This is a genomic window from Paraclostridium benzoelyticum, from assembly GCF_001006285.1.
Classification (GTDB): domain Bacteria; phylum Bacillota; class Clostridia; order Peptostreptococcales; family Peptostreptococcaceae; genus Paraclostridium; species Paraclostridium benzoelyticum.
The window spans coordinates 1-22643 of the sequence record NZ_LBBT01000360.1 but is presented as its reverse complement, the minus strand read 5'-3'; the positions used below and the strand labels follow the sequence as shown (position 1 = coordinate 22643).

The window sequence follows — 22643 nt, the reverse complement described above, 5'->3', positions numbered from 1 at the left end:
TTAAACACCTCCTAAATTTCTTTCTAATATAGCTTTAAACTCACCTATTTGAGACTCCATTGACCTTCTAAAATGAGGTCTTCCACCTCTATTCGTTGGTTTGAACTCTAAATGTATGGCATAGTCTAATGTTGTACCTATTGTTACACTAAAATTATCTGTTATATATGTGTAACTACCTCTTAACTTTCCGGTATCAACAGGACAATTAGCCTTTACCTCTGCAACTCCTACTATTCCCATTTCCTTTAAAGACTTTTTTATAGCCTCTCTAATCTTATTTATAACTTGATCTGTATTATCGATTATCATTTATGACCCACTAAAGAATATATTTTATACTCAATCCAATCTAACTTTTTATCAATTTTATAAAGTTGACTATTAAACTCTATAATAGAATTTAAGTCAATGTCATCATCACAAAACATTATAAAAATACTATTAACGTCTTCTCCAAAAGTTTTCTTTATAATTTCAAATGTGGAAGGTTGAATATCGCAATCAATTGCCTTGTCTATTATAAATGTATCTACTTTTTGGAATAAATCGTTAGTAATAGTAGATTTTTTCATTAAGTTAACTTTAAAGTCATAAAACATTACATTAGCCTCAAACTAGGACATGGCAATAACTGTACTAAATCTTCTGTTATCATAAATGGATTAGAAATTGTATCTGAGTATGTAATACTTCTTTGACCTTGAGACTGAGATTTTATATTTCTATTTATAGGTTTGGAATAGTATTCTTTTGCCCTTCTTACAAGCTCATCTACTACAAAGCTTATAATAGCGTTATTTTCATCTATAGAATCTTTATTTAAGTATTCCTTAATGGACTCTAAAGCTATAAATTTGAATCTTTTTTCATCTATGAGCATAATAAACACCTACTTTCTAAATAAAAAAGAAAGCAGATATTACTCTGCTCCCTTAGTTCTTTTACTTCTAGTTTTAGAGCTAGAAGATAGCGTTTCAGCTACCTTTGTCACTTAAGCTCCTATAGTATAAGTCATTCCTACTATTCCCTTTGGTCTTAATACTTTTGCACCATATACACATAATCCTCTAACAGCTTCACTGAAAGCAGACTCTAATCTTAAGTGTTCAACCTTATCTAATATCTTGTCATATCCTAAAGCTGACTTATGCATAGCAAATATTTTTCCTCCTGGTAATTCTTCTGATGATATAACTTGTAATCCATTTATTTTTTGCCCTTCAACAACTCCATTTTCAAGCACATTTGGATTTCTAGTGAATCTATCATCTTTAGATAATAACCCTAATATCTCAGAGTTAACTATTACGAATCTGTTAGCCTTTGGAACTTTATTCTTAGATAATGCAGTTCCCATGTCTACTATTAAATCATATATGTTAGTCTTGTCTATTGATCCCCCTGTTATAGTCTTTCCTGCTTCTGATATAGCTTTAGTAAATACGTCCCCATCAACTTGAGCTGCCATATCGAAAGAATCTTGTTCTACAGTAGCTTGTAAAACTGGTAAATTAGTTTGAACTGCTTCTACGTCTGACATAGTTGCCGCAAAGTACCTCTTTTTATCAAATATTAATTCTACATCTGTAGTCGTTGCATCTGTGTATTCTACTTTACCTGCATACTCTTTCACTCCTGATCCAACAGCAGTTGAGAATATTACTTTTTCACCTTTTTTCTCAGTTGGCTTTACACATATAACGTCTGCCACAGATACTCCGTTATATTGCTTTAATATTGTTGCTTCCCATAATGTTCTTTTGAATCCCATAAATTTTCACCGTTATAGCCCTTTTGGGCTATCCTTTCTTTTCAATTAATTTTTTAATATAAACTTTCTTTAGTTCCTAAGTTTAAAGGCATAAAAAAAAGACCTAATTTGTTTTTAAGGTCTTATTGACTAAAATTTATTTAACATTTCCATAACTTGCTCCGTTGACATATTATCAGCACTATTTAATAAATCTTCGTATGAGCTACCTGTTGAATTTCCACTCGGAGGAGTATAACTTGTATTCGATACTCTATCCTCTACATTCTTATCTATATAAGACTTCATAGATTCTTCGAACAAAGATATATTAGCATTAGTTACTTCCTCATCATCAGCTAATAAAAAGTCTATCATTTTTGATGGTATATTCTTTTCGACTAAAGTATCTTTAAATTTAGCTGTCATTTCTGCTCTATTTTTTTCTTTTTCTATAGCTACAAATTTAGCTTCTAATTCTTCTATTTTTAATTGTTCTGGAGTTTTAGCAGGATTTCTCTTTAATAACTCCGCATCTATTAGTTTTTGCATATCATTTTTCTTAAAGTTCTCTAATGCGGTTTTTATTGATTTCTGGCTATGCTTATCCTTTTCAGAGTCTAACCAACTTTTAACTTCTTTTATTTCAATCAAATCTACATCTTCTTCTATATTCTCTATTAATTTTAATAATTCACTTTTTTTCATATTTTTCACCTTTCCACCGAACGCAAAAAGCCTTCGATACAAATTTCAATTTATTATGTATAAATACTCAAACAGTCTTATAAAACCTCTTAAATCGGCTATAACAGTCTTATATTATAGGTTATTTTTCTTCCATTTTTCATAATCTGTATAGTCAATATGTTTTCCAATTGTAGTATTGTCTCTCCTATTTTTAGGTTTCCATTCTCTACTAGGTATTAATACCATGCATGACCTACAATTAGGATGTAATGGTGGCAATGGTTTGTTTGTATCATCTACTTTAAATACTTTACCATCATATCCTCTACATTTTTTAGATGTTTTATTGTCCAAGGTAGCCATAAATAGCATCCATTCTATGCCTTGTTGTTTTGCAAATTCTTCATTAGCTGCTTCTTGACATCTACATATTTCTGTTTCTGTTAACCTTTTAGAGCAATAAGCATTATTTCCATAACTCCCCTTCACTTCTCTATATATTTTGTTAACAGATATTCTTCCATTTAAGAAATCATTAATCATACTTTTCAAATCTTTTTCTATTTGTTTTTTATTCTTCCATAATCTATCACTCCATATTTTCCCATCAACAACCGTATTTATTATTTTCAATAACTCTTTTTCTGTGAGCACTGAAACTTTAGCTATAGTTCCTAGTGACAAAATATAGTTTCTTAAATTGTAAGCTTCTTTAGTAACGATTTCTAAAATATTTCTAGTATTCTCTTTTTCTAATTTAATCTCTTCTTTTAGAGAATTATTAATCAGTTTATTTAATTCTTGTTTAAGTAGTAGTCTATCTTTAGTACTTAATCTTAGAACACCTTCATGAATATCATACTTTAACATTATTAAAGCTAGTTCATTAAGCAATTTATCTTGATTTTCTCTTTGAAGTTTATATATCTTCTTTAGCTCTATATCAGATAATTCATATCCTAATTTATTTGCTTCTAGTATTAGTTGTAAAAAGAGATTATTCATCTAAATCATCTTCTTCTAGTAATTGGTTACCTTCTATAATAGACTCTTGTTCTGATTTTATTTTTACAAGTTCATTTTTAGCATTTTCTATGAATGATAATTGAGATAATCCAGTTTCAGTTGATAATTTATCACCTAACTGCGCTATTATTTGAGCCATCATCAAGTCATCTTGAGGTATATTTGGAGTAAACTTAATTTTTATATCTCTATAATCATAATTTTTATTAAACATTATCTTTAAGTAAATGAATAATACCTTTAATCTAGTTTTTATACAATTGTTTAAGGCCTTCTGATTTAACTTACACTTTTCTTCTAATGATATAAGTCTACTTCTTAATGCTAAACTAGAAGTATTTGACTGCATTTTTTCATTATGATTAATATGTGATGTTAACTGATACATTTTATCTTCTACTGTATTTAAAGTGTTCTGTATAAATGCATCATTAATATTCTTAATCAACCAGTCTGCACTACCATTTTTATCTTTTATTTGAATAATACCTAATCGTTTCATTTTCTTAGCATCTTCTTCTTCAAGTTGTACACCTGTTAGTTTCAGATATGCAGTTCTAAAGTCACTTATTTCATTAGATATATCAGATAAATTAGTTTCATAACTATCTTGTAACCCTTTTATATCATTATAGATTGTATCTTTTATACCTTCTTCACTTAATTCAGCTAATCCAACCGGAATCATACCAAATATATGTAGAGTAGGATCTTTTACTTTATTAAATTGGCTATCTAAGTGATATATAAACTTATCATCATATACATCTATATAGTCTTTATCTTCTAAAGTATAACAATGAGCAAAATATAATAATTCATCCTTCTCATTTTTAACAGTAAATGCATTTCGTGGACTTATAACTTTAGCATATAATTCTTTATTAGCAATATAATATAATTCGTAAGCCAATCCATATAAAATCATGTTTTTTGATAATATTGAATCGTGATCTTCTTTCCAACATTCTAAGTAATAATCTATATCATTAACTATAGAATCATTTGAAGACTTACTTATATATGTAATGTCATTACCAACTGAATAACTTACCTCTTCTTTTACAAATTTTTTTAAGAAATTAGTATTGGCTTTATTGTTATTTCTCTCAGTAATCATTTTATAATTCTTCATTGCATCTGTATTGCCTTTGTAATATTCATAGGCCTTAATATAATCAGATTTTTTAATCGCCCATCTATCATAATTTTTCTTTATTAACTCTATATTCATCTATTCACCACCTGTTTTTGAACATAAAAATAAGTTCCTAAAATAGTAAACTTCTATCTAGCAACTTTATCTTACCTATAACTTCTATATTATCTACCCTATTTGCAAATTCTGCTACTATATCGATAGCATCATCATGTAGAGTATATTTTTGTCCTTGAAACTCTAATATTTGTTCTGTAAATTCTTTATTATTGTTGGCAAATATTATTTGTCCGTTGTTCACATTATCTATAATCGTAGATATTTTCTCATCTTTATTCTTTCGCTGCATCTCATTTATAAATTCTAAGCTTCTATTAACTAAATCAGATTCTTTTTCTATTAACTCTTTAATTTTATTAACATCAGCTCCCTGGAAAGTATTTTTTTCAATATAGATATGAGTTATATCCTCGTATTGTTTTAATAATTCTATAACCTTTTCGCAATACTCATTAAAAGTGAACTTATTTAATGTCATATCTCTAATATATTTAAAGTCATTATCTGCAGATGAACCTACTATCATTGCAGTAAAGTCACTTCGCCTAGTCTGAGTTGATGCTGGATCTATACAAAGCATAGTTTTAATAAAATTATGTTCTTCAATTTCTTCTGTAGTTTGAGTTCTAATAGACTTAAACCATTTTTCACCTATACTCGTAGCGTCGTTCATCATCTCCGACATAAATGCTTGTCTGTTTTCCCAATAAGAAATAGCTATATCATTAAAACAATCCCATTTTTCTTCCCATAGTAGTGGAAATTTCATCTTATCTATATTATTCTCATAAAATACTTTAGCGGTAAACTTAGCATTACTATCTTTATCATTAAAGTAAAGTTTTTTACACTCCAACCATAAAGGACTTTCTAGTATATCTTCGACCGTTTGATCTTGGCCTAATACAATAGCTCTTTTAAGCACTGTATAATAATCCTTATTTCTACTTAATCTACTTATTAAGCAATCATTATGTAATACAGTACCTATTGATATTATCTTAGTAGCAGATTTAACTTTCTCACCATCCCTATAAACAGCAGTATCTCCTACTTTTTCTATTTCTTTAGACCATCTATTAAATTTTTTCTCTCTTGAATCATCAGAGAGTATATCTTTTTCATCTTGATAGTCATCCGCTATAACAGTCGATGGTCTTATACCTTTAAAGTTAGCACCACGCACGGAGCTTGCAGATCCAACTGCTCTTATATAACTGCCATTTGCAAATTCTATTTCACCTGCATTAACCTTATATTTTTTAGAATTTATTAATTTTCCGAACTCGTTGATTATCATTTTATTTTCTTTGAATACTTTCTTTATAGAGTCTATAAACTGACATGCATCATCGTCCTTCTTAGCTCCTAATAATATAAACTTTGATTTCTGATAGGCTATAAGCCAAATAGATAAAGCTAAATCACATACCGTTGTCTTTGCCATACCCCTTGGACATACTATATTAAGCTTATCAATTTTATCATCTACAAATACAGAATTTAATATATCCCACATTTCATAGTGTGTAGGTGATAACTCTCTAGCTTCATTTCCATCTTTAACTACAAATATGTCTCTGAGATAGTACAAACAGAAGAATGATATATCTCTTTCACCTAATGATCTTGCTATACTATCCAGTCTATCAGTATTATTTCTTATTGCAGATTCTGCTATTTCTTCATTATAATGTTTGGATAGATATTTATTCAATATATAGACATTGTATTGATCATTTTCTAGTTTTAAGCCATCATAATATATCAAACTCTACATCACCCCCTCAGTTTAAAAAATATTAAGAAATTTTATATAGGTTATCGTAGCCATATACACAATTTCAAAAATAGAAGTGTACCCACCTTATCTTTAATTTCAACTATTCCCTAAATACTGTTTTTCGGTATAGTTAAACAAACGTTGAAATTTCAATGTGTGTATTTTTATTCTTCTATTGAGTCTCCGTACTTTATTTATTTAAGTTGTATTAAACTCTATTAAAGTAAACTATAGCTTTGCTTATGTTAAACTATTTAAAGTAGATTCATATTATAATAACACTTTACTTAACTTAAATAAGTTTCATCTTTGCTATCTTCTTTAATAGCTTGATCTAATATACTTAAATCAAATTCCTTCTTATCTTCTTTATTGTTGTCTGTAGTTATCTCTGTCTTAGTTGTAGTATTTCCAAGTACTCTATTGACCAGGTATTGAAGAGCATCTAGTTTATTCTTCTCTGACTTGCCAGTTAAAGCTATCTTCTCTAATTCTTTAATATAAGTCTCTAAACTCATAGCTATACTCTTCTCTGATTTAGTTTTAATATCATTGACGAATCTGTCCACTTCGGCCTTAAAATCCTTCTTCTCTTTCCAATCATATACAGTCTGTCTACTAACCTTACAAAGCTTTGCAATATCAACAATCTTTTCACCTTTTGCTACTAACTCAGCAGCATATCTTTGTTCTTCTGTAAGCACATTTTCACCCCTTACATATTTACATAATTTATCCTTCTACAGTCTCCCAAATCACCATAGGATTAGTCTCTATTTGATTTAATCTTTCTGCTAAACATGAGTAAACTTTACCATCTAAACCTCTTCTTGCATCCTTTACTTCTAAATCAATTGTATCTTGAGCTAATGCAGAATTTACTCTATCATCAACTTCATTTAATTTATTATCTACATTAGTAATCAAAGTATCTTTAGAATTATTTATATCTACTATCTTATTATCAATTTCAGACATTCTATTAGCATGTTCTTCTACTCTAGCTTTCTCAGAACTAATTCTATCACTTTCATTAACTACTCTTTTTTCTTCATTCGATTGTACGCATTCTTCTACTGTTCTAACATTATCTACTAGCTTTATTAATAAATTGTAATTACTATCATCAACTATAGTATCATCTATTTCTCCGCACAATGCTTCTCTAACTGTATATCTAAATTTACTACTATGTGATATATCTTCTCCATTTTTCATTTCTATTTCTACTTCATAATAACCATCATCAATCGTACATTCTATAGGTAGATTTAATTCAGCTACTCCGTTTGAAGCATCTACTATATCTAAAATTTGTGGAGTTATTAATGTATTAGGCTTTTGAATATTGGCTATAAACGAACAGCCAGTTATATCAACCTTTTTACCATTTTCTAAGAAATCTATGTATATATTTGATACATTTCTATCTTTATCAGCAAATACTATACCTTCACTTTCTACTTTTCCCGATTTTATATCGAGTTTAATCCTATAATCTTTATCTAATACACTCATCTATTTCTCCTCCTATTATTTCTTTATTTACATCTAATTTTTTTAACACTTTACAATATTCGGATGGGTTTACCTGTCTTAATATTTCACTAAAGATTATTACCTCTTTACTATCAGTTAATTTGTTAAAAGTAGCATGGTTAACATGATTTTCAGATATATTTACTCCATACTTATCTAATGCTGAATAATTACCTTCAAATGCCTTTTGTATATCTAAGATAATATTTATAAAATTAGATACCTCCGTATTATTTTCATTTGTTTTTATAGTCACATTACCACAGCTATCTATATGTAACGTTGTGTTACCATTTTTATCTGTTATTCTTATTTCATTGGATTCTAGCATCTATATTAACTCCTTCATTATCTTATTTTCATCTTCATTTATAAAACCAAGTACTGACAGTGTGCTATAATTTTTCTTTACAAACTCTTTTAAGTAGTTATTCTTTACATCTGCACATATTAAATCTTCTAATAATTCTTTATTGTTTAAGTCCGTGTCTTTATCAATATTAAAATAGTTACTTATCATCTCGTTCGACTCTAACATTAAAATATAAGATATCCCTCGATTTTCTTCACCGTTAAATTGCACACTAAAGCTAGTTATACTTTCTTTTATTTTTTGTAAATTCATATTTTACCCCTTTCACTTTTTATTTTGATTGGCATGTAGTTTTTAATTAGATAGAGAACTACATAAACTCTATATACAACAAGAAAAATAGAATAATTCAAACCTTATAAGATCTAAATTATTTTACAAATAAGTACAAAAAAAAGAGATGGTTACCAGCCATTCTCTCTAACTTATTAATGTAATTGGAGGTACATTTTTAAGAGATATGTACCAAAACTCATATATAAATTAAAGGAGGAATCTATTTTATGTCTCAAAATGTCTTTACTACGCTGTCTTATTTAGTTTATTGTCTTTAAATAGTTTTATAAGCCATTGTTGTCCTTTCCCTGTTATAACTGTCTTGAATCCTATTTTTTCATTTTTTATATACTCTATAACTTTAAAGTATCCTTGTTTTACATACCTTTGATATGGCTGATTGTGATTTACTCCCGTCATTAAAACATCTTCATTTCTAAGTAGCTCAAATAATTTATTTCTCCCTATTATAATACCTTCATTGCTTAATATCTTAGAAAATGCATTAAAGTCTACTGTATCATTACTTCTCTGAACTGTTTCTGCAAATTCTACTTTATCTTTATCTTTTTCTATTTTTTGTAATAGCGGCCTAGTTTCTAATGCTACAAGTTGTTTATGCGCTTCTATAGAACCTATTCCGCCAACCATTAACTTGTATGCAAGTTCTTTCTTTAAATCTTCATCAGAGTTTATAATTTCCCTCATAGCAAAATATTGTTTTCTAATTTGCTTTCTTATTTCTTTTGCTTTGTTAGTTCTCATTAGCATAACTAAAGTCATATAACCTTGCTCGCTTAATAAGTATATATTTTGTGACTTTGATATTTGCATTTTGTTCATTCCTAGATTTTCTAAATTGTAGTCGATAGTATCGACCACTTTTAAATCTACTATGTCTACACCTTCTTCAAACTCATCAATATTGCTATTTATTAATTCATTGATATGCTTAACTTCTGTATCATGTATTTCTGCTATTGTCTTTGATAGCATAACCTTTTGATTACTTCCAAATCCACCTTCTATTACTGGTACTTCAATTCCTAAAATTTCTGTTGTTCCTGTAACTTTTAAATCTCTTTTCATATTATCTATACCTCACATTTTAAAGTCTCTTGGACTATTATTTTGAATTGGTACTAGATTTTTTGGATAGAAACCTAGCAAAACTATATAAAGGGAGATTAAAAATGAGTAAAAAGTATGTTTTCTACATCATTTAAAAACAACATAACAAATCGAAAAAAGTTGATACCGCTACCACCTTATTTCTAGACTTTTAGCCCGTCTGAGAGTCATCAACTCACTATATAAATAAAAAGGAGGTTAGAAATATGAAAAATAAAAATAAGATGTTATGCTGTTTTTAAATCATATAGAAAAATTGGAGGACTAGAATCAATACATATATCAATCCTAGTCAATGTCAAAAATTTGCTGAAAAACTATACAAAGGAAATATAGTCTTCTCGTTCACCTTTTTCATGTGCGTAGCTGCGGTAGCAAAAGCAAGCACACTATATTAATTCATTCATTAAATTATTGCATTTTAATATACTTAAATATTTATTAAATTCACCACTTGTCTTAAATTTAACTCCTAGCTTATTAGCCACCTCTTGTTGTCTATAACTCAATCTATACCTTTTCCAATCAGCATCTTTATAAAAACTCTTAACTCCATTTTTCTTACAATAATCTTCTATACCATTTAATAGATTATCTATGTCTTCATCACTAAACTCTAAAGTTAGTTCATTACTTTTTTTATTAACCTTAAATACTTTATGATTATTAAACTTTATTAAATATAAATCATGATCTATATCGAAACTTAATATATATACTTGTTTTCCTTTAATTTCAGTCTCAAACCAATCTAAATTAGAAGTCAATAAATTCATCTTCATCATCCTCCAATTCAAATTCAAGTCCATCTTCTTTCATTTTAGATATTATAAAAGCCTCTACTCTAATATCTTTTTCTTCCTCGGCCAAATAATAGTCTTCTATTAACTCATCTACAGCATTTTCTATTTCAGTTACTTCATCTCTAAATTTACTTATATATTCTTGTGCTAATATTAAATCTATTTTCATAATTTCTACCTTCTTTCAATTAAATTTTTACATAAAAAAAGAACCCTATTATGAGTTCCTTATCTTCTTTTGGGCGTAAACGATAAACCTGTTTCCACCCTCGCACGAACCTAAAAATCAAGGTTCTTAGCGAAAATTTTTTATTTTAATTTAAAGGGGGACACTTTTAATCCTATTTTTTGGGATATCTTGCATTTCTATATTAATATATATAGTAATACACTTTTTCCCAATATTTAGCCCTAAAAGTGTCCCCTCTATTTATTTTACTACCCTATTCTTTTAATCACTTTCCAAACGGTATGCTTTTTCCCTTGTCTCTTAACTCTTTTAGCATCATTATTTGTTATTTCAAATGGTAAATTTTCATCTTTACAGTATCCAGTTAAAGTATTAAATCCTAAAGTCTTAGATTTCAACCCACACTCCATAAATTTATTCTTTAGTTCATCTTGTTGTTCTTCAAATAATAAGATACCTACTATTTCATCTAAATAACTATATAATTCTTCGTTTCCTCTCATTTTATCATCTTCTTTACTAATATATTTTCTATACTCTTCATCTAATTCTTTATAATACTTTTCAATATTATTATTTTTCATATATGCTCCTATATCTCTAATATCAAATATCCAAGTTCCATAATGTTTTGTTTTATGCACTACATATCCTAATTTATCTATATAATCCAATACTTTTTTAATCGAAGGTTCTCTAGTCATATTAGGATACTTGATTCCATATAACTCTACTATTTCTTTTCGATCTTCTTTAGATAGCTCTTTATTTAAGTATTTTCTATCTAAAAATTTATCGTTTTTACCTTTTATCAAGTTAGGTATATAAATTTCACTATCTAATATTATATTTTCAGCATATTTACCTTTACCTATCCTATTATAAACTCCATCACCCCATCCATCTTCAGAGTATATACATTTAACATATAGCTCCTTTATATTATGTCTCACTCTATTACGAGCTTGTATCCAAGTATAATCTTTTACATCATCTACTACTACATGTTGTATTCTATCATCGTATAAGTTCCATCCAGTTTCATATGCTGCATTAACTATTAAAACATCTAAGTCATCTGGTAGAATACCTCTATTTATTTCACTACTTCCTTCTAATAATTGAGTTCTAAGTTTGATTTGATGATTATTCATAACTAAATCATTCTTATTCTTAGCTCTCTTAGAACATAACCACTCAGCTTTAATTCCATATTTAGCAAATAATTCTTTATATTTCTTAGATGTTTTGTTGAAATTAGTATAAATTAGTAGCTTTTCTCCTTTTCCAAACACTTCATCTTTTCTTGATATATATTCCTTTATTATATTAGGCGCATAATTTATGTATTTTTTCTTATCTTCTATATAGCTCCTAATCTTCTGCAACTCTTCTTTTCTGAATAAAACTTTACTCTTAACACCGTTCTTATCTAACTTATATTCTGTATTTACTAAAGTAGCAGTTAACCCTACCATTAATGTATTATTGTCTATTATTTTCTTAATATTTTTAATTACAGTTCCATATTTATATTCATTTTTATCATTATCAAATTTATCGGCGTATATTGGCAAATTGTGAATCTCATCAAATACAATTAAGTTAAAATCTTCAGTTATTATTTTTTTACAATTATCCTGTTTTAATAAATCTCCTAATAGTGAATATGTGATAACTAGCATTTTCCCACATTTACATTCGTTTTCTATCAGTTTATCAAATGAATAATTTTTCATAGCTTTCTTTAGTTCGCCTTCGGATAATTTTTTAACTCTTCCTTTATTTTTCTCATCTAACAAATTAGAATCTACCAGTGTTGACGTATCACATACCATCATACATTTATCTAAATTATAGCTAAAGTTGTATCCTGATTCTTCTATATATTTAGTTGAATTATCTAATAACTCATCAAATATAAAGCTAGTCTTTCCAGATCCCGCAGGAGCATTTATTAAGTTTAAAACTCCATATTCTAATTTTTTATCTTTCATCGCTTCGGATAACCATAATTTTTCTTCATTCATAACATATACCCCTTCATAATAAATTTTTATAAATTACTTATTTCTTGTACACCACTTTGAAAATACTTCTTGAGATTCCTCTCTATTAAAAATCATATATATATTTCCAGTTCTTTCATTTACACCTGGTTTTATTGGTACTAATCCATTCTCTATGTAAAACTTGCTTTGTTCCCAGTTATATATATAAATTAACGCTTTCTTGTCCATATATCCCTTACCTCCTAAAATTTGTTCGTTCACCCTTTTCATATGCCAGAGTTGACGTAGGCAACTGGGCATACAATAAGAATAATAAAGGGCTAAGAAATTAATCCTAACCCTCTATACTCTTACATACATTTCAATATAAGTCTTTTTAAATTTAACTGAATCTAATTCATAAATTCCATCATAAGGAACGACTGTATTTTCATAAATTTTACCCAATGAAATTCTAGTTTTATCTTCATTTTCATACCTGAATGCTTCTCCGTTTTCAACAACTATATGTGTTAATCCATCTATAACATCTTCATTTAACTCCATACCCCTTATATCAGTTTTTACTATAACACTAACCTTTTTAGACACTGCTGAATTGATTAATTGATCTTTCCCCAATGTTAACTCTTTTAGTTCAATGTCTGTCTTCTTATAGTTCTTAAATAAGAATCTATTATCTCCATTAGTACATTCAACATATATACTACCTTTTTTATTATTCTTTTCTAATAAGTAAGCATCTAGTTCATCAAATAAAAACTTCATTATAAAAGTTGATGTTATATTAACTTTATTTCCAAATTCATCCTTCTTATTTCCTTTAACATCTCCAGCAGCTCTTAATATTTCTTTTTTTGTGTAATGCCCTTTTATTTCATTTTCATATCTTTTTTGTATATCTAACTCTATCTTAGCCACTTTAGGTTTTCTTTCAAAAACACATCTATTAAATTCATCATCTGTATTTTCTTTAAACTCTTTATCGACTTTATATCTTATATCTGTTTTTTTAGTTTCACTTAATTCTGCTAGTGTTATAGACTCCTCTAGTTTTGCTCTCTCTTCATGCCAATCATTATTTAATTTAGTTAATTTCTCTTTTAATTCATCCGGTACCTCTGCATTTATTTCTTGTAATAGCTCTATTAAATATCTATCTCTATACTTTTTATCATAAAGTTCTCTGGCTTTATATCCATATTTTTCATTTATTCTTCTTGCAAAGTTATTTAATAGTGTATTAGAGTCTTGAGTATTTCTATATTCAACAGTTTTATCTAACTTCTTATATTTTGCGTGGTATACAAATCTAGGCTTTAATTCACCTTTATTTTTAATGTATTCATCTATAAACTTTAATTCTTCATCTATTTTTAATCCTGTTTTTGGACTATCAATAGCTTTCATTTGAGCATAAAGAAGGAAATATAAATTTACCTTTTCATTTTTGAAGTTATTTAATACATTCTGTCTATGATCTTCTATATCATAAGGTTCTTTCTCACATTTAGATATTCCTAACTGGTAGTCTCTTTCGGTAAATTTATGTATATCCTTTTCATTTATTCCTTCCATATCTTTATATTTATTATATAAAGTTTCTCTTATTCCAAATTCGGACATTAGTACATTCTCACATCTCCATTCTGGAAGTTGTTTATGCATACGGTTACTACATATTGATCCTACGTTGCTCAATTCCCCTATTTTATTTCCTCTACCTTCTACTATTGCTTGATATAAGTTTTCATCAGTGTATATTTCCTTATTAGAACCACCGTCGAATTGATTTCTAAAGTGCCATATAGTACCATCTATTACATCTTCTATTACTGAGTTGTATATTATATCATTATCTATACATAAAGTTATATCTAGGTCTTCATCCATCCCACTTTGCCTCATCATATTGTCATCGAAAGCATAGAAAATTATATCATTACTTAGATGCCCAAAGTATTTATCTAGTAATTTATTCTGTGCCAACTCGGTTTTTATATTTTCTCCAGGACTGTTTAAAGGACATCTGGCTAATACGAGCTTACCTATTTCACCTGGTACATAGTTAGTATTTTCTTTTAGTCCATTTTTAGATATTTTTCCTAGTAAATTACCTTTATCATCATATTTGGGTTCTATAAGTGAATCTATATAACTAATCGGATCTTTCATAGCTGTTTTATAATTGCTATTATTTAGGTAAATGCTTGCGCCTGCTAACATGTGGATTTTTTTATTAATTAAGTTATCTACTACATTTTTAATCATTTTAGTTTCATTGAATTTTTCATCATGTTGCAAAAGTCTATGAGCTTTTGTACTAGCAGATAATTCAGTTTGATTTTCTCTTGCTATATCACCCATTAATATTCTTCTTGTAGCTAAATCTCCTTCAATAGCTTTCTTGTATATATCTTCACTTTCTTCAGCTATTTTATTTAATTCATCAGCAGTTAAAGCTAAGTTACCTATTACTTGATAGTTACTTTCACATACATTGTCAGCTTTTTCTTTTGAATATTTAATTATGTATAAGCTCTCAAATAATTCTTTATATCTTTCATCTTTATTAGCAAATTCATTTATTGATTTTTCATATTCCTCATAACTATCGAACCATTTAGCCCATTTGCACTGAGATTCATTCATAATTATATCTACTTTAAAAATATCGTGTTTTTTACCCCATCTATCAGCTATATATAATTCCTTTAATCCATGTTCTTCTCTTAAATATTTTTTGAAGTCAAACTTAATTAATAAGCCTTTACTTTGCAATCCTGATTCTCTTATACCTATCCAACTTAAAGAGTAGTCTATATTTGCTTTATGTTTATCATTTAATTGTTTCTTTATTTTATTTATTAATTCAGGACTTATAAACCCACTTCCATCCATAGCTATATGAGTTATGGGATCTTCTTTTTGATCTTCTATTGTAAATCTTTCTAATGCTGCATTTTTATCTCCTGCCTCATACGCTAATTTAACTTTATCTAAGTCTAATACATCTATTTCTTTGCCATTTTCATTCTTAACTGTCTTTGAGGGAAACTGTAAGTAATTATTTGCAAACTTATAAGTCATTTCAGGTAATATTATCCTTTTTATCCCTGGTAAATGTACTTTTTCACCAGATGATAGCGCCAAAGATATTCTAGCTATTATATCTTTATTTATACATAGTTCAGTACCCTTTTTCTTTTCTATATTTCCTAACGAAATTACATCTTCAAATACATCTTTAAATTCTTTGTATGTATCTTCTATAAAAAATGCTTCTGATTCAGTTTTAAATTCCATATCTGCTTTTTTCATTAATCCCGCACTTGTACATAGATAAACATAATGATTGTTATCAAAATCTATACCGTTTTCCAATACATCTAAAGCATCATCGTCGCTTTGAGGTATGTGTACTTTTATAATTTCTTCTATGTTTTCCCCTAATCTGTACTCTTGTTTGTTTAATTCATTGCTCATATAGATTTCAAATATATCTAACATGAAGTTACGCCCTAATGTAATAGTTCCCTCAGCATTTACATCCGTTTTCAATTCAAACTTCCTATCTTTTTGATATACTTCCCTAATTTTTATTTGTTCCAATATTCTTACCTCCAAATTATTTTTATATTTAATAGCCGTTGTATTCTACGACACCCTTTCACTTTATATACCCTGTAACGGTTCTATATCGTATCGTTTTTTCCCCACCTTCACTATATACCTTATAGGTGACGATATATGGCAACTATTTTACTTGCATCAATATATATACCCTATAACCTAGTGTATTCATGGTTATTTTTGGACACCACTAACTTACCTCCTTCACTATATATAGGTTATAACCAAAGAATTTCACAACTTATTTTGCCCCTTCACTATATATACCTTATAATCGTTCTATATCGTGGTTATTTTTATCGGATTTTACTTATACAATCTTTACATTGAGATTCTGTTATATATCGTTGTCCGCCATGTACAACCGTTGAAATACTAGCATTTTAAAAGCTTTATGCTATTTTTATTTTATATTCATTTACTACTAAATTTGGTAGCCACTCTAAATCTTTGTCATCATAATCATAAAATCTAGGTTCGTATTGTAGTAAAACTTGAAACTCTTGTTCTCCAGTTTTCAAAATAAATCTACCTATTGTATAGTAAATATTTACTGTTTCATATTTAATACTATAAACCTCTTCTAATTCTTCTAATTTGTCTATCAAGTTAATAAAATCTAATGCTTCATCTCCAACTTCTTTTAATTTATCCTTCATAAACTTTTTTATAGTGTTACTCATATTTTTCTTCCCCCTGTTTTTGTTGACATCTACAGAGTCTATAGCTTATAATCTACTTGCGAGGTAGGTGCTATAAGTTATATAACTGTAGTGCCTTTTTTCTTTTTTGGTATTTTTATTGAGGTGTGATTTCCCCACCCTTTCGAGTAGGGACTGTTTTACTTTTTCTTGATGATTATCTTATCATCCTCTAGTGTAACTTCAACATCTCTTTCTTCTGGTGTAATTCCTAATTGATCTCTAATCCAAGAAATAGGCAATGTTATTCTAGATGACATACTTCCTGAACCACCTTTATTAAAAGTTACCTTCAAGTCTCTGCTTTCTTTCATTTATGTTCACCTCTTAATTATATAATACTATCATTGTGACGTTACGTCAATATATTTCCCCTAACTTTCATAACATAAATATCGACATATTTTTACACATAAAAAAAGATAGTCAATTTAACTATCCCTTTCACTTTATATAGGTTGTAACTGTGCTATATCGTATCGTTTTTACTTGCATCAATACTTCATACAACCCATCTTCCGTTAAAAATAAACACTCTTGATTTTCATATTGACCGTTATATACATTATATATAGGGGTAACCTCTTTAATTTTTTCATCTTCATCAATATTTCTGACCATCTGACTTGCATTAGAGTTTTCTATCCACTGTTTTTCAACCATCATACTTCCAGCTTGAACACAATCCTTAAAAAGATGATTTACATTGCATAAACCATTCGTCTCGCTACCATCTACAAAGTTTATATTTACTTTATACTCCATATACCAATCCCCCAAAATTTATTTTAATACTTAATTCTACATAAACGCCTAGAATCCTCTATATTTTTCTTGTTGTATAAAATTATATTGATATGTTATATTAACCTGGAGGTGATGAAATGAAAGGAAGTGTTAGGAAAAGAAACTCAGGAAAATGGGAATACTATTTTGACATGGGCATTATTGATAGTAAGCGTAAGAAGAAAACTAAAGGCGGTTTTAAAACTAAATCCGAAGCAACAAAAGCATTGAGAGAGGCTATATCTTTATACGAGCAAGGGTTAGTTGCTGACAATAAAGTGCCTTATTATAGTGACTATTTAGATTATTTCTATGATAATTACATAATGCTTAATACTAAATATAGCACTCAATACTTATATAAAAAAATTATAGAGGTACACATAAAAAAAGACTTAGGTTTTTACAAGTTAAATAAATTAAACTCTTCTATATTACAAAATTATTTGAACGGAAAGTATAATGAAGGCTACAGTAAAAACTATCTTATTTCTATTAAGAATCTTTTAAATATGTCTTTAAGACACGCATGCAAAGTTAATAAGTATATACCCTATAATCCAGTTTCAGATGTTTCAGTTAATTTTAAGTTCAATAATAAACATATGGAAATAATATCTATTGATGATTTTAAATGTATAATTAATGACATTAGGCATAAAGACTATTATTATATTCCTCTATCAATAGGATTTTATACTGGTATGAGGTGCGGTGAAATACTAGCTTTAAAATGGGATAATGTTGATTTAGAAAATAGAATAATACACGTAAAGTACACATTAACAACTAAGCCATCAGGAGAGTATTTTTTAACTGATCCAAAAACTAAAAACTCAATTAGAAGTATCTATATAGGTGAAACTTTATGTAATATATTAAAAAACTATAAAGATAGACAATTATCAGAATATGGTTATAAAGAGTTTGTTTGTTGTAGTATAAAAGGTAATGTTATGACTAGAAAGAATATGGGATATTTGAATAAATATATCAAAAACAATTTAAATATTAAATTTAACTTTCATATGCTTAGACACCTACACGCCACCTTACTTTTAGAAAGTGGGGCAAATATAAAATCAATTTCAGAGAGATTAGGACATTCTAGCACCCAAATAACACTAGATACCTATACTCATAATACGTTAAAGCTAGAAAAAGAAACTGTTGATTTATTTGAAAGATATACAGTATAATTAAATAAAAAAATAGCCACCATAAAATTATGGTGACTAAATGGTGACAGGCTAATGACTTTATATAAATGATCCTATACAAAGCAATGCTATTGATAGTACCATTATCATTCCAACAAGTGGCATAACAAACTTCAACCATTTGTCATAAGTCACATTTACCATAGCAAGCGATGCTAATATTAAACCAGTTGGTGTTATTATACCAATTAAACCTTGACCAAACATATAAGCTGTTACTATTATATCTCTGTTGACACCTACTACATCAGCTAAAGGTGCCATTATAGGCATTGATAAAACCGCAAGTCCTGAAGATGAATTTATAAAGAATCCTAAAACTATATAAACTAAATACATTACTCCAGAGAATGCTATTCCACTCATACTTGATACGACAGTACTTAATGAATATAATATAGTATCACTTATAAGTCCTCCGTCCATTATAATTGTAACTCCTCTAGCAAGTGCTACAATAAGTGCTACTCCTAATAAATCAGCTGCTCCTTGTACGAAGTTTGATACAAATTCACTTTCTTTTTGTTTTGATAATGGAACCATTATAAATGTTACTGCAAAGAATAGTGCTGTCATTTCCATGAACCACCATCCTAATTCTTTAACTCCATAAATCATTACTATGAAAGATAAACCAAATATTAATAACATTAATTTTTTTCTAAATGTAAATTCTACTTCAGCATCTCCACTTTCGCTAGCTAAAAACCTTTTCTCTATTTCCTCTTTTTGAGCATAGATTAAAGATTGTGTAGGATCTTTCTTCACTTTTTCTCCATATCTTATTATGTATATTAAAGTAACTGCAAGAGCTATAACTAATGCTAAAATTCTAAGTGGCATACCTTGTGTAAAACTTACACCTGCTATATTAGAAGCTATTATAGTTGAGAATGGATTTACTGTAGCTGCCATTGTCCCTATACATGACCCTAAGAAAATTGTAGCGATGGCAACTATAGCATCATATCCAGCAGCTATGAATATAGGTACTACTATAGGATAAAAGGCTATTGTTTCTTCTGCCAATCCAAATGTAGTTCCTCCTAGAGCAACAAGAGATGCTATAATTACAATCATCCATTTTTCTTTTCCTTTTAATGCTTTAGATAGTGCATTTATCCCTGCTGTAAATGCTCCTGTACTATTTATAACTCCAACTAATCCCCCTATAACTAATACGAAAGCTATTATATCAATAGAATCATATAACCCTTGTATCGGAGCTTTTAAAAATGTTGTTATAGCCCCAAATATTGTTGTTTTTTCTTTTCCTAATTCTTCATATGTATTTGGTATTGCAACCGGCTTTGAAATAGCTCCACTAGTAAACTGTTTTAAGTTTACATTTACTCCTAATTTATTTAGTGTTTCCTGAGTTCCTGCATATTGATTAGACTCTCCATTTGGAAGCTCTACAATAAATTTTGAGCTATTAGTGTCATAGCTAAGTTTTGCATATTTTCCTGATGGTATTATGTAAGTTAACCCCATAACTACAAGCATTACAATTAGAATTACAGTATACGCTGTAGGAAATGAAAACTTTTTCTTGTTCTTCATAAAATTACCTCCTTTTTTTCTTATTAATAAGATAATATCACTACTTTGATAATTTTTAAATAACCTAATTTTATTTCTGAATTTTTCAAATATTTTCCTAGTAATTCTAAATATAAAAACAACCACCCTATATTGAAAGTGGTTGTTTTTATATTTCTATTTTTTCAGTAAATGTGTAATTGTTATTATTTAATGATTTTTCTAAGCTTCCTGAGTATTCAAAAAAAGTTTCGAAATTTGAGTTTATGTCTAAATACTTAGATCTTATATTATTTGATTTTATAACATCTTCTATTTCTCCATAATTTATATCTGAATTCGTCGTTGAATTTATAATTCTTATAGCTCCAACCAAAAAATCTTTACTTAATTGTAAGCTTTTAGGATCTCCATTATTGGTAGGAACTTTAAACTCGTACATATTAGTAATTGTTTTTGAATTTAAACTAGATATATCTGTACCCAAAGTTATGGATTGAGCTAAATTATTATCATCTTTTATTCCAAAACTATTTATATTATTTTTTTCTGAAGTTTTTTGACTTATAATTGTCTTTAAATTATTAGACTTTGCAAAATCTTCAGTGTATTTTTTAAGGCTTTCCTTTAAAGTTGTTCTTTCGTTTTTATAATTTTCATATGTTATTTTTCTATTCTTTGAAGCTGATTCTATTCTTTTATATACTTTTTCAAGTTTAAAGTGTATTTCTTTTTTTGTAAAATCAAAATCTACATTATCAAATGATTTTAGTGTTTTATTTAGATTTTCATTATTTATTTCACTGTTATTTAATACATCCATACATTTTGATAAACTTATATTATTTATATTTTTCGTAGCTGTTAACAAATCATATAGCGCATGTACTGATGCATCATTTTTAGCTACATTTCCGGCTTCATTTTTAAATATATTACCTTCAATTTGAATGGTATAATTTTTTTTATTAGCTATAGTATTTATCATTATATACTCTTGTTCTATTTTATCCGATACTTCTCGTGTTGCTAAATTTAAAATTATAGTTTGATTATCTGGAGTTAACTGAGGTTTAAACTCTGATAATTCTGAGTTTATTTTTTTCATTAAATCTTGAGCTTGTTCATATGTTAAACCATCAGCATCTTTATTGTTTATTTTATTTAATTGAGAACCAACACCATCTATACTCTTTTTAATATTTTCATTTTTTGTTGCAGAACAACCAACTACTGCCATTGACAGTAGTGCTGTTAAACTTAAAACTATTATTTTTCTTTTCAACTTTTTATCCAACCTCCAAATTTATACTGAGTATAACCATAACTTATCTACCCATTTTATACTAGTATCATTATTCTTTAAATTTTTAGATAATAATAAAATAACTTGTTCGTTTTTATCAAATAACTCATAAATTATTTCATTAGGCTTATGTCTATCATGTATTTTATCAACGTACTCTATTCTTTCTCTAAAAAGCTTTGGTAGTGTATAATTTATATTTAATAGTTGTTCTGCTAAAACAACTATATCTTCTTTTTCTAAACCTTTTACCAATATGTGTTCTGGTATATACTGCTTATATATATTAAATACTTTATCCATTATTAAATCTTTAAATTTCAAAAAAACATTTCCACTCAAAATTAACTCTCCCCTTTATATAAATAACTATTTTATCTGATATAATCATTTAATTATATACACATTTTTTCTCTTTTTCAATCAATATAATTCATTTTATACTATGAATATTCATATAAATTTTTGAATAAAAAAAGAAAAAAATACCAGCAATTAATATCTGGTATTTTACTGTGTATCTCAATATTAAATTTATATTTTTTGACATGGAAGTTTTTCTTCCTATACTATATGTTTATGCTAAATTTTTAATTTAATAACAGAATATATTTTATTAGTTAAATAATTTAAATCATTTATATATTTATATTCAAATGT

25 protein-coding genes are annotated in these 22643 nt (G+C 27.7%); 1 reads left to right on the top strand and 24 read right to left on the bottom strand.

Annotated features, from left to right (window positions below; translation table 11 throughout):
* The 21 genes from VN21_RS17370 to VN21_RS18965 all read right to left on the bottom strand — a co-directional run bounded on the left by VN21_RS17370 (nucleotide 1) and on the right by VN21_RS18965 (nucleotide 17894).
* Nucleotides 1-312 carry an HK97 gp10 family phage protein gene (locus VN21_RS17370; protein ID WP_046824378.1) on the bottom strand — a complete coding sequence of 104 codons (312 nt, stop codon included), beginning with the start codon at nucleotides 310-312 and terminating at the stop codon, nucleotides 1-3.
* Nucleotides 309-575, bottom strand: coding sequence for a hypothetical protein (locus VN21_RS17365; protein WP_142731145.1), 267 nt, complete (start codon nucleotides 573-575; stop codon nucleotides 309-311). Before VN21_RS17365 ends, VN21_RS17370 begins: the two co-directional genes overlap by 4 nt.
* Nucleotides 576-601: 26 nt before the next feature.
* Entirely contained in the window at nucleotides 602-883 is a 282-nt protein-coding gene (locus VN21_RS17360; protein WP_046824376.1) for a hypothetical protein, read from the bottom strand.
* 111 nt (nucleotides 884-994) lie between these two features.
* Nucleotides 995-1774 carry a phage major capsid protein gene (locus VN21_RS17355; protein WP_046824375.1) on the bottom strand — a complete coding sequence of 260 codons (780 nt, stop codon included), beginning with the start codon at nucleotides 1772-1774 and terminating at the stop codon, nucleotides 995-997.
* A gap of 129 nt (nucleotides 1775-1903) precedes the next feature.
* On the bottom strand, nucleotides 1904-2461 hold the full coding sequence (locus VN21_RS17350; protein WP_052952140.1) for a DUF4355 domain-containing protein: 558 nt from the start codon (nucleotides 2459-2461) through the stop codon (nucleotides 1904-1906).
* A 114-nt stretch (nucleotides 2462-2575) separates the two neighbouring features.
* Complete coding sequence (locus tag VN21_RS17345) at nucleotides 2576-3448, bottom strand: minor capsid protein (RefSeq protein WP_046824374.1); 873 nt, start codon at nucleotides 3446-3448, stop codon at nucleotides 2576-2578.
* The gene (locus VN21_RS17340; RefSeq protein WP_046824373.1) at nucleotides 3441-4703 is read right to left on the bottom strand and encodes a phage portal protein; all 1263 of its coding nucleotides are present in this window, start codon (nucleotides 4701-4703) and stop codon (nucleotides 3441-3443) included. The genes VN21_RS17345 and VN21_RS17340 overlap by 8 nt, the downstream gene beginning before the upstream one ends.
* Before the next feature lie 37 nt (nucleotides 4704-4740).
* A complete protein-coding gene (locus tag VN21_RS17335; protein WP_046824372.1) occupies nucleotides 4741-6459 on the bottom strand; it encodes a phage terminase large subunit family protein in 1719 nt (572 codons plus the stop codon).
* Nucleotides 6460-6758: 299 nt separating this feature from the next.
* Nucleotides 6759-7175, bottom strand: coding sequence for a phBC6A51 family helix-turn-helix protein (locus tag VN21_RS17330; RefSeq protein ID WP_046824371.1), 417 nt, complete (start codon nucleotides 7173-7175; stop codon nucleotides 6759-6761).
* 28 nt (nucleotides 7176-7203) lie between these two features.
* Nucleotides 7204-7989, bottom strand: coding sequence for a BppU family phage baseplate upper protein (locus VN21_RS17325; protein ID WP_046824370.1), 786 nt, complete (start codon nucleotides 7987-7989; stop codon nucleotides 7204-7206).
* Nucleotides 7973-8341, bottom strand: coding sequence for a hypothetical protein (locus VN21_RS17320; RefSeq protein WP_046824369.1), 369 nt, complete (start codon nucleotides 8339-8341; stop codon nucleotides 7973-7975). The genes VN21_RS17325 and VN21_RS17320 overlap by 17 nt, the downstream gene beginning before the upstream one ends.
* On the bottom strand, nucleotides 8342-8635 hold the full coding sequence (locus VN21_RS17315; protein WP_021433032.1) for a hypothetical protein: 294 nt from the start codon (nucleotides 8633-8635) through the stop codon (nucleotides 8342-8344). It abuts the gene before it with no gap.
* Between the two features lie 270 nt (nucleotides 8636-8905).
* Entirely contained in the window at nucleotides 8906-9748 is an 843-nt protein-coding gene (locus VN21_RS18805) for a phage antirepressor KilAC domain-containing protein (protein WP_046824368.1), read from the bottom strand.
* 431 nt (nucleotides 9749-10179) lie between these two features.
* A complete protein-coding gene (locus VN21_RS17305; RefSeq protein ID WP_046824367.1) occupies nucleotides 10180-10566 on the bottom strand; it encodes a hypothetical protein in 387 nt (128 codons plus the stop codon).
* A complete protein-coding gene (locus tag VN21_RS17300; protein WP_046824366.1) occupies nucleotides 10547-10762 on the bottom strand; it encodes a hypothetical protein in 216 nt (71 codons plus the stop codon). The genes VN21_RS17305 and VN21_RS17300 overlap by 20 nt, the downstream gene beginning before the upstream one ends.
* Before the next feature lie 269 nt (nucleotides 10763-11031).
* Entirely contained in the window at nucleotides 11032-12813 is a 1782-nt protein-coding gene (locus VN21_RS17295) for a DEAD/DEAH box helicase family protein (RefSeq protein ID WP_046824365.1), read from the bottom strand.
* A gap of 33 nt (nucleotides 12814-12846) precedes the next feature.
* Nucleotides 12847-13023 (bottom strand): hypothetical protein, encoded by a 177-nt coding sequence (locus VN21_RS18800; RefSeq protein ID WP_161794424.1) that lies wholly within the window; start codon nucleotides 13021-13023, stop codon nucleotides 12847-12849.
* A gap of 114 nt (nucleotides 13024-13137) precedes the next feature.
* A complete protein-coding gene (locus VN21_RS17290) occupies nucleotides 13138-16407 on the bottom strand; it encodes an RNA dependent RNA polymerase (RefSeq protein ID WP_046824364.1) in 3270 nt (1089 codons plus the stop codon).
* Between the two features lie 413 nt (nucleotides 16408-16820).
* Entirely contained in the window at nucleotides 16821-17111 is a 291-nt protein-coding gene (locus tag VN21_RS17285; RefSeq protein ID WP_046824363.1) for a hypothetical protein, read from the bottom strand.
* Between the two features lie 158 nt (nucleotides 17112-17269).
* A complete protein-coding gene (locus tag VN21_RS17280; RefSeq protein ID WP_046824362.1) occupies nucleotides 17270-17443 on the bottom strand; it encodes an AbrB/MazE/SpoVT family DNA-binding domain-containing protein in 174 nt (57 codons plus the stop codon).
* A 130-nt stretch (nucleotides 17444-17573) separates the two neighbouring features.
* Nucleotides 17574-17894, bottom strand: a complete 321-nt coding sequence (locus tag VN21_RS18965; protein WP_046824361.1) for a BRO-N domain-containing protein — start codon at nucleotides 17892-17894, stop codon at nucleotides 17574-17576.
* A 119-nt stretch (nucleotides 17895-18013) separates the two neighbouring features.
* On the opposite strand from VN21_RS18965, the gene VN21_RS17270 reads away from it, so the two are divergent.
* Complete coding sequence (locus tag VN21_RS17270; RefSeq protein ID WP_046824360.1) at nucleotides 18014-19114, top strand: tyrosine-type recombinase/integrase; 1101 nt, start codon at nucleotides 18014-18016, stop codon at nucleotides 19112-19114.
* 60 nt (nucleotides 19115-19174) lie between these two features.
* Here the strand turns inward: VN21_RS17270 and VN21_RS17265 are convergent, their stop codons facing one another.
* The 3 genes from VN21_RS17265 to VN21_RS17255 form a co-directional block, all read right to left on the bottom strand.
* Nucleotides 19175-20698, bottom strand: coding sequence for a YfcC family protein (locus VN21_RS17265; protein ID WP_046824359.1), 1524 nt, complete (start codon nucleotides 20696-20698; stop codon nucleotides 19175-19177).
* A gap of 148 nt (nucleotides 20699-20846) precedes the next feature.
* Entirely contained in the window at nucleotides 20847-21962 is a 1116-nt protein-coding gene (locus VN21_RS17260; protein WP_046824358.1) for a hypothetical protein, read from the bottom strand.
* Nucleotides 21963-21983: 21 nt separating this feature from the next.
* On the bottom strand, nucleotides 21984-22325 hold the full coding sequence (locus VN21_RS17255; RefSeq protein WP_046824357.1) for a hypothetical protein: 342 nt from the start codon (nucleotides 22323-22325) through the stop codon (nucleotides 21984-21986).
* Nucleotides 22326-22643: the final 318 nt, after the last annotated feature.

What these genes read in the sequence shown, in the direction of transcription:
- VN21_RS17370 (WP_046824378.1), bottom strand. Translation starts at nt 312, where the DNA reads ATGATAATCGATAATACAGATCAAGTTATAAATAAGATTAGAGAGGCT.
- VN21_RS17365 (WP_142731145.1), bottom strand. Translation starts at nt 575, where the DNA reads ATGAAAAAATCTACTATTACTAACGATTTATTCCAAAAAGTAGATACA.
- VN21_RS17360 (WP_046824376.1), bottom strand. Translation starts at nt 883, where the DNA reads ATGCTCATAGATGAAAAAAGATTCAAATTTATAGCTTTAGAGTCCATT.
- VN21_RS17355 (WP_046824375.1), bottom strand. Translation starts at nt 1,774, where the DNA reads ATGGGATTCAAAAGAACATTATGGGAAGCAACAATATTAAAGCAATAT.
- VN21_RS17350 (WP_052952140.1), bottom strand. Translation starts at nt 2,461, where the DNA reads ATGAAAAAAAGTGAATTATTAAAATTAATAGAGAATATAGAAGAAGAT.
- VN21_RS17345 (WP_046824374.1), bottom strand. Translation starts at nt 3,448, where the DNA reads ATGAATAATCTCTTTTTACAACTAATACTAGAAGCAAATAAATTAGGA.
- VN21_RS17340 (WP_046824373.1), bottom strand. Translation starts at nt 4,703, where the DNA reads ATGAATATAGAGTTAATAAAGAAAAATTATGATAGATGGGCGATTAAA.
- VN21_RS17325 (WP_046824370.1), bottom strand. Translation starts at nt 7,989, where the DNA reads ATGAGTGTATTAGATAAAGATTATAGGATTAAACTCGATATAAAATCG.
- VN21_RS17320 (WP_046824369.1), bottom strand. Translation starts at nt 8,341, where the DNA reads ATGCTAGAATCCAATGAAATAAGAATAACAGATAAAAATGGTAACACA.
- VN21_RS17315 (WP_021433032.1), bottom strand. Translation starts at nt 8,635, where the DNA reads ATGAATTTACAAAAAATAAAAGAAAGTATAACTAGCTTTAGTGTGCAA.
- VN21_RS18805 (WP_046824368.1), bottom strand. Translation starts at nt 9,748, where the DNA reads ATGAAAAGAGATTTAAAAGTTACAGGAACAACAGAAATTTTAGGAATT.
- VN21_RS17305 (WP_046824367.1), bottom strand. Translation starts at nt 10,566, where the DNA reads ATGAATTTATTGACTTCTAATTTAGATTGGTTTGAGACTGAAATTAAA.
- VN21_RS17300 (WP_046824366.1), bottom strand. Translation starts at nt 10,762, where the DNA reads ATGAAAATAGATTTAATATTAGCACAAGAATATATAAGTAAATTTAGA.
- VN21_RS17295 (WP_046824365.1), bottom strand. Translation starts at nt 12,813, where the DNA reads ATGAATGAAGAAAAATTATGGTTATCCGAAGCGATGAAAGATAAAAAA.
- VN21_RS18800 (WP_161794424.1), bottom strand. Translation starts at nt 13,023, where the DNA reads ATGGACAAGAAAGCGTTAATTTATATATATAACTGGGAACAAAGCAAG.
- VN21_RS17285 (WP_046824363.1), bottom strand. Translation starts at nt 17,111, where the DNA reads ATGAGTAACACTATAAAAAAGTTTATGAAGGATAAATTAAAAGAAGTT.
- VN21_RS17280 (WP_046824362.1), bottom strand. Translation starts at nt 17,443, where the DNA reads ATGAAAGAAAGCAGAGACTTGAAGGTAACTTTTAATAAAGGTGGTTCA.
- VN21_RS18965 (WP_046824361.1), bottom strand. Translation starts at nt 17,894, where the DNA reads ATGGAGTATAAAGTAAATATAAACTTTGTAGATGGTAGCGAGACGAAT.
- VN21_RS17270 (WP_046824360.1), top strand. Translation starts at nt 18,014, where the DNA reads ATGAAAGGAAGTGTTAGGAAAAGAAACTCAGGAAAATGGGAATACTAT.
- VN21_RS17265 (WP_046824359.1), bottom strand. Translation starts at nt 20,698, where the DNA reads ATGAAGAACAAGAAAAAGTTTTCATTTCCTACAGCGTATACTGTAATT.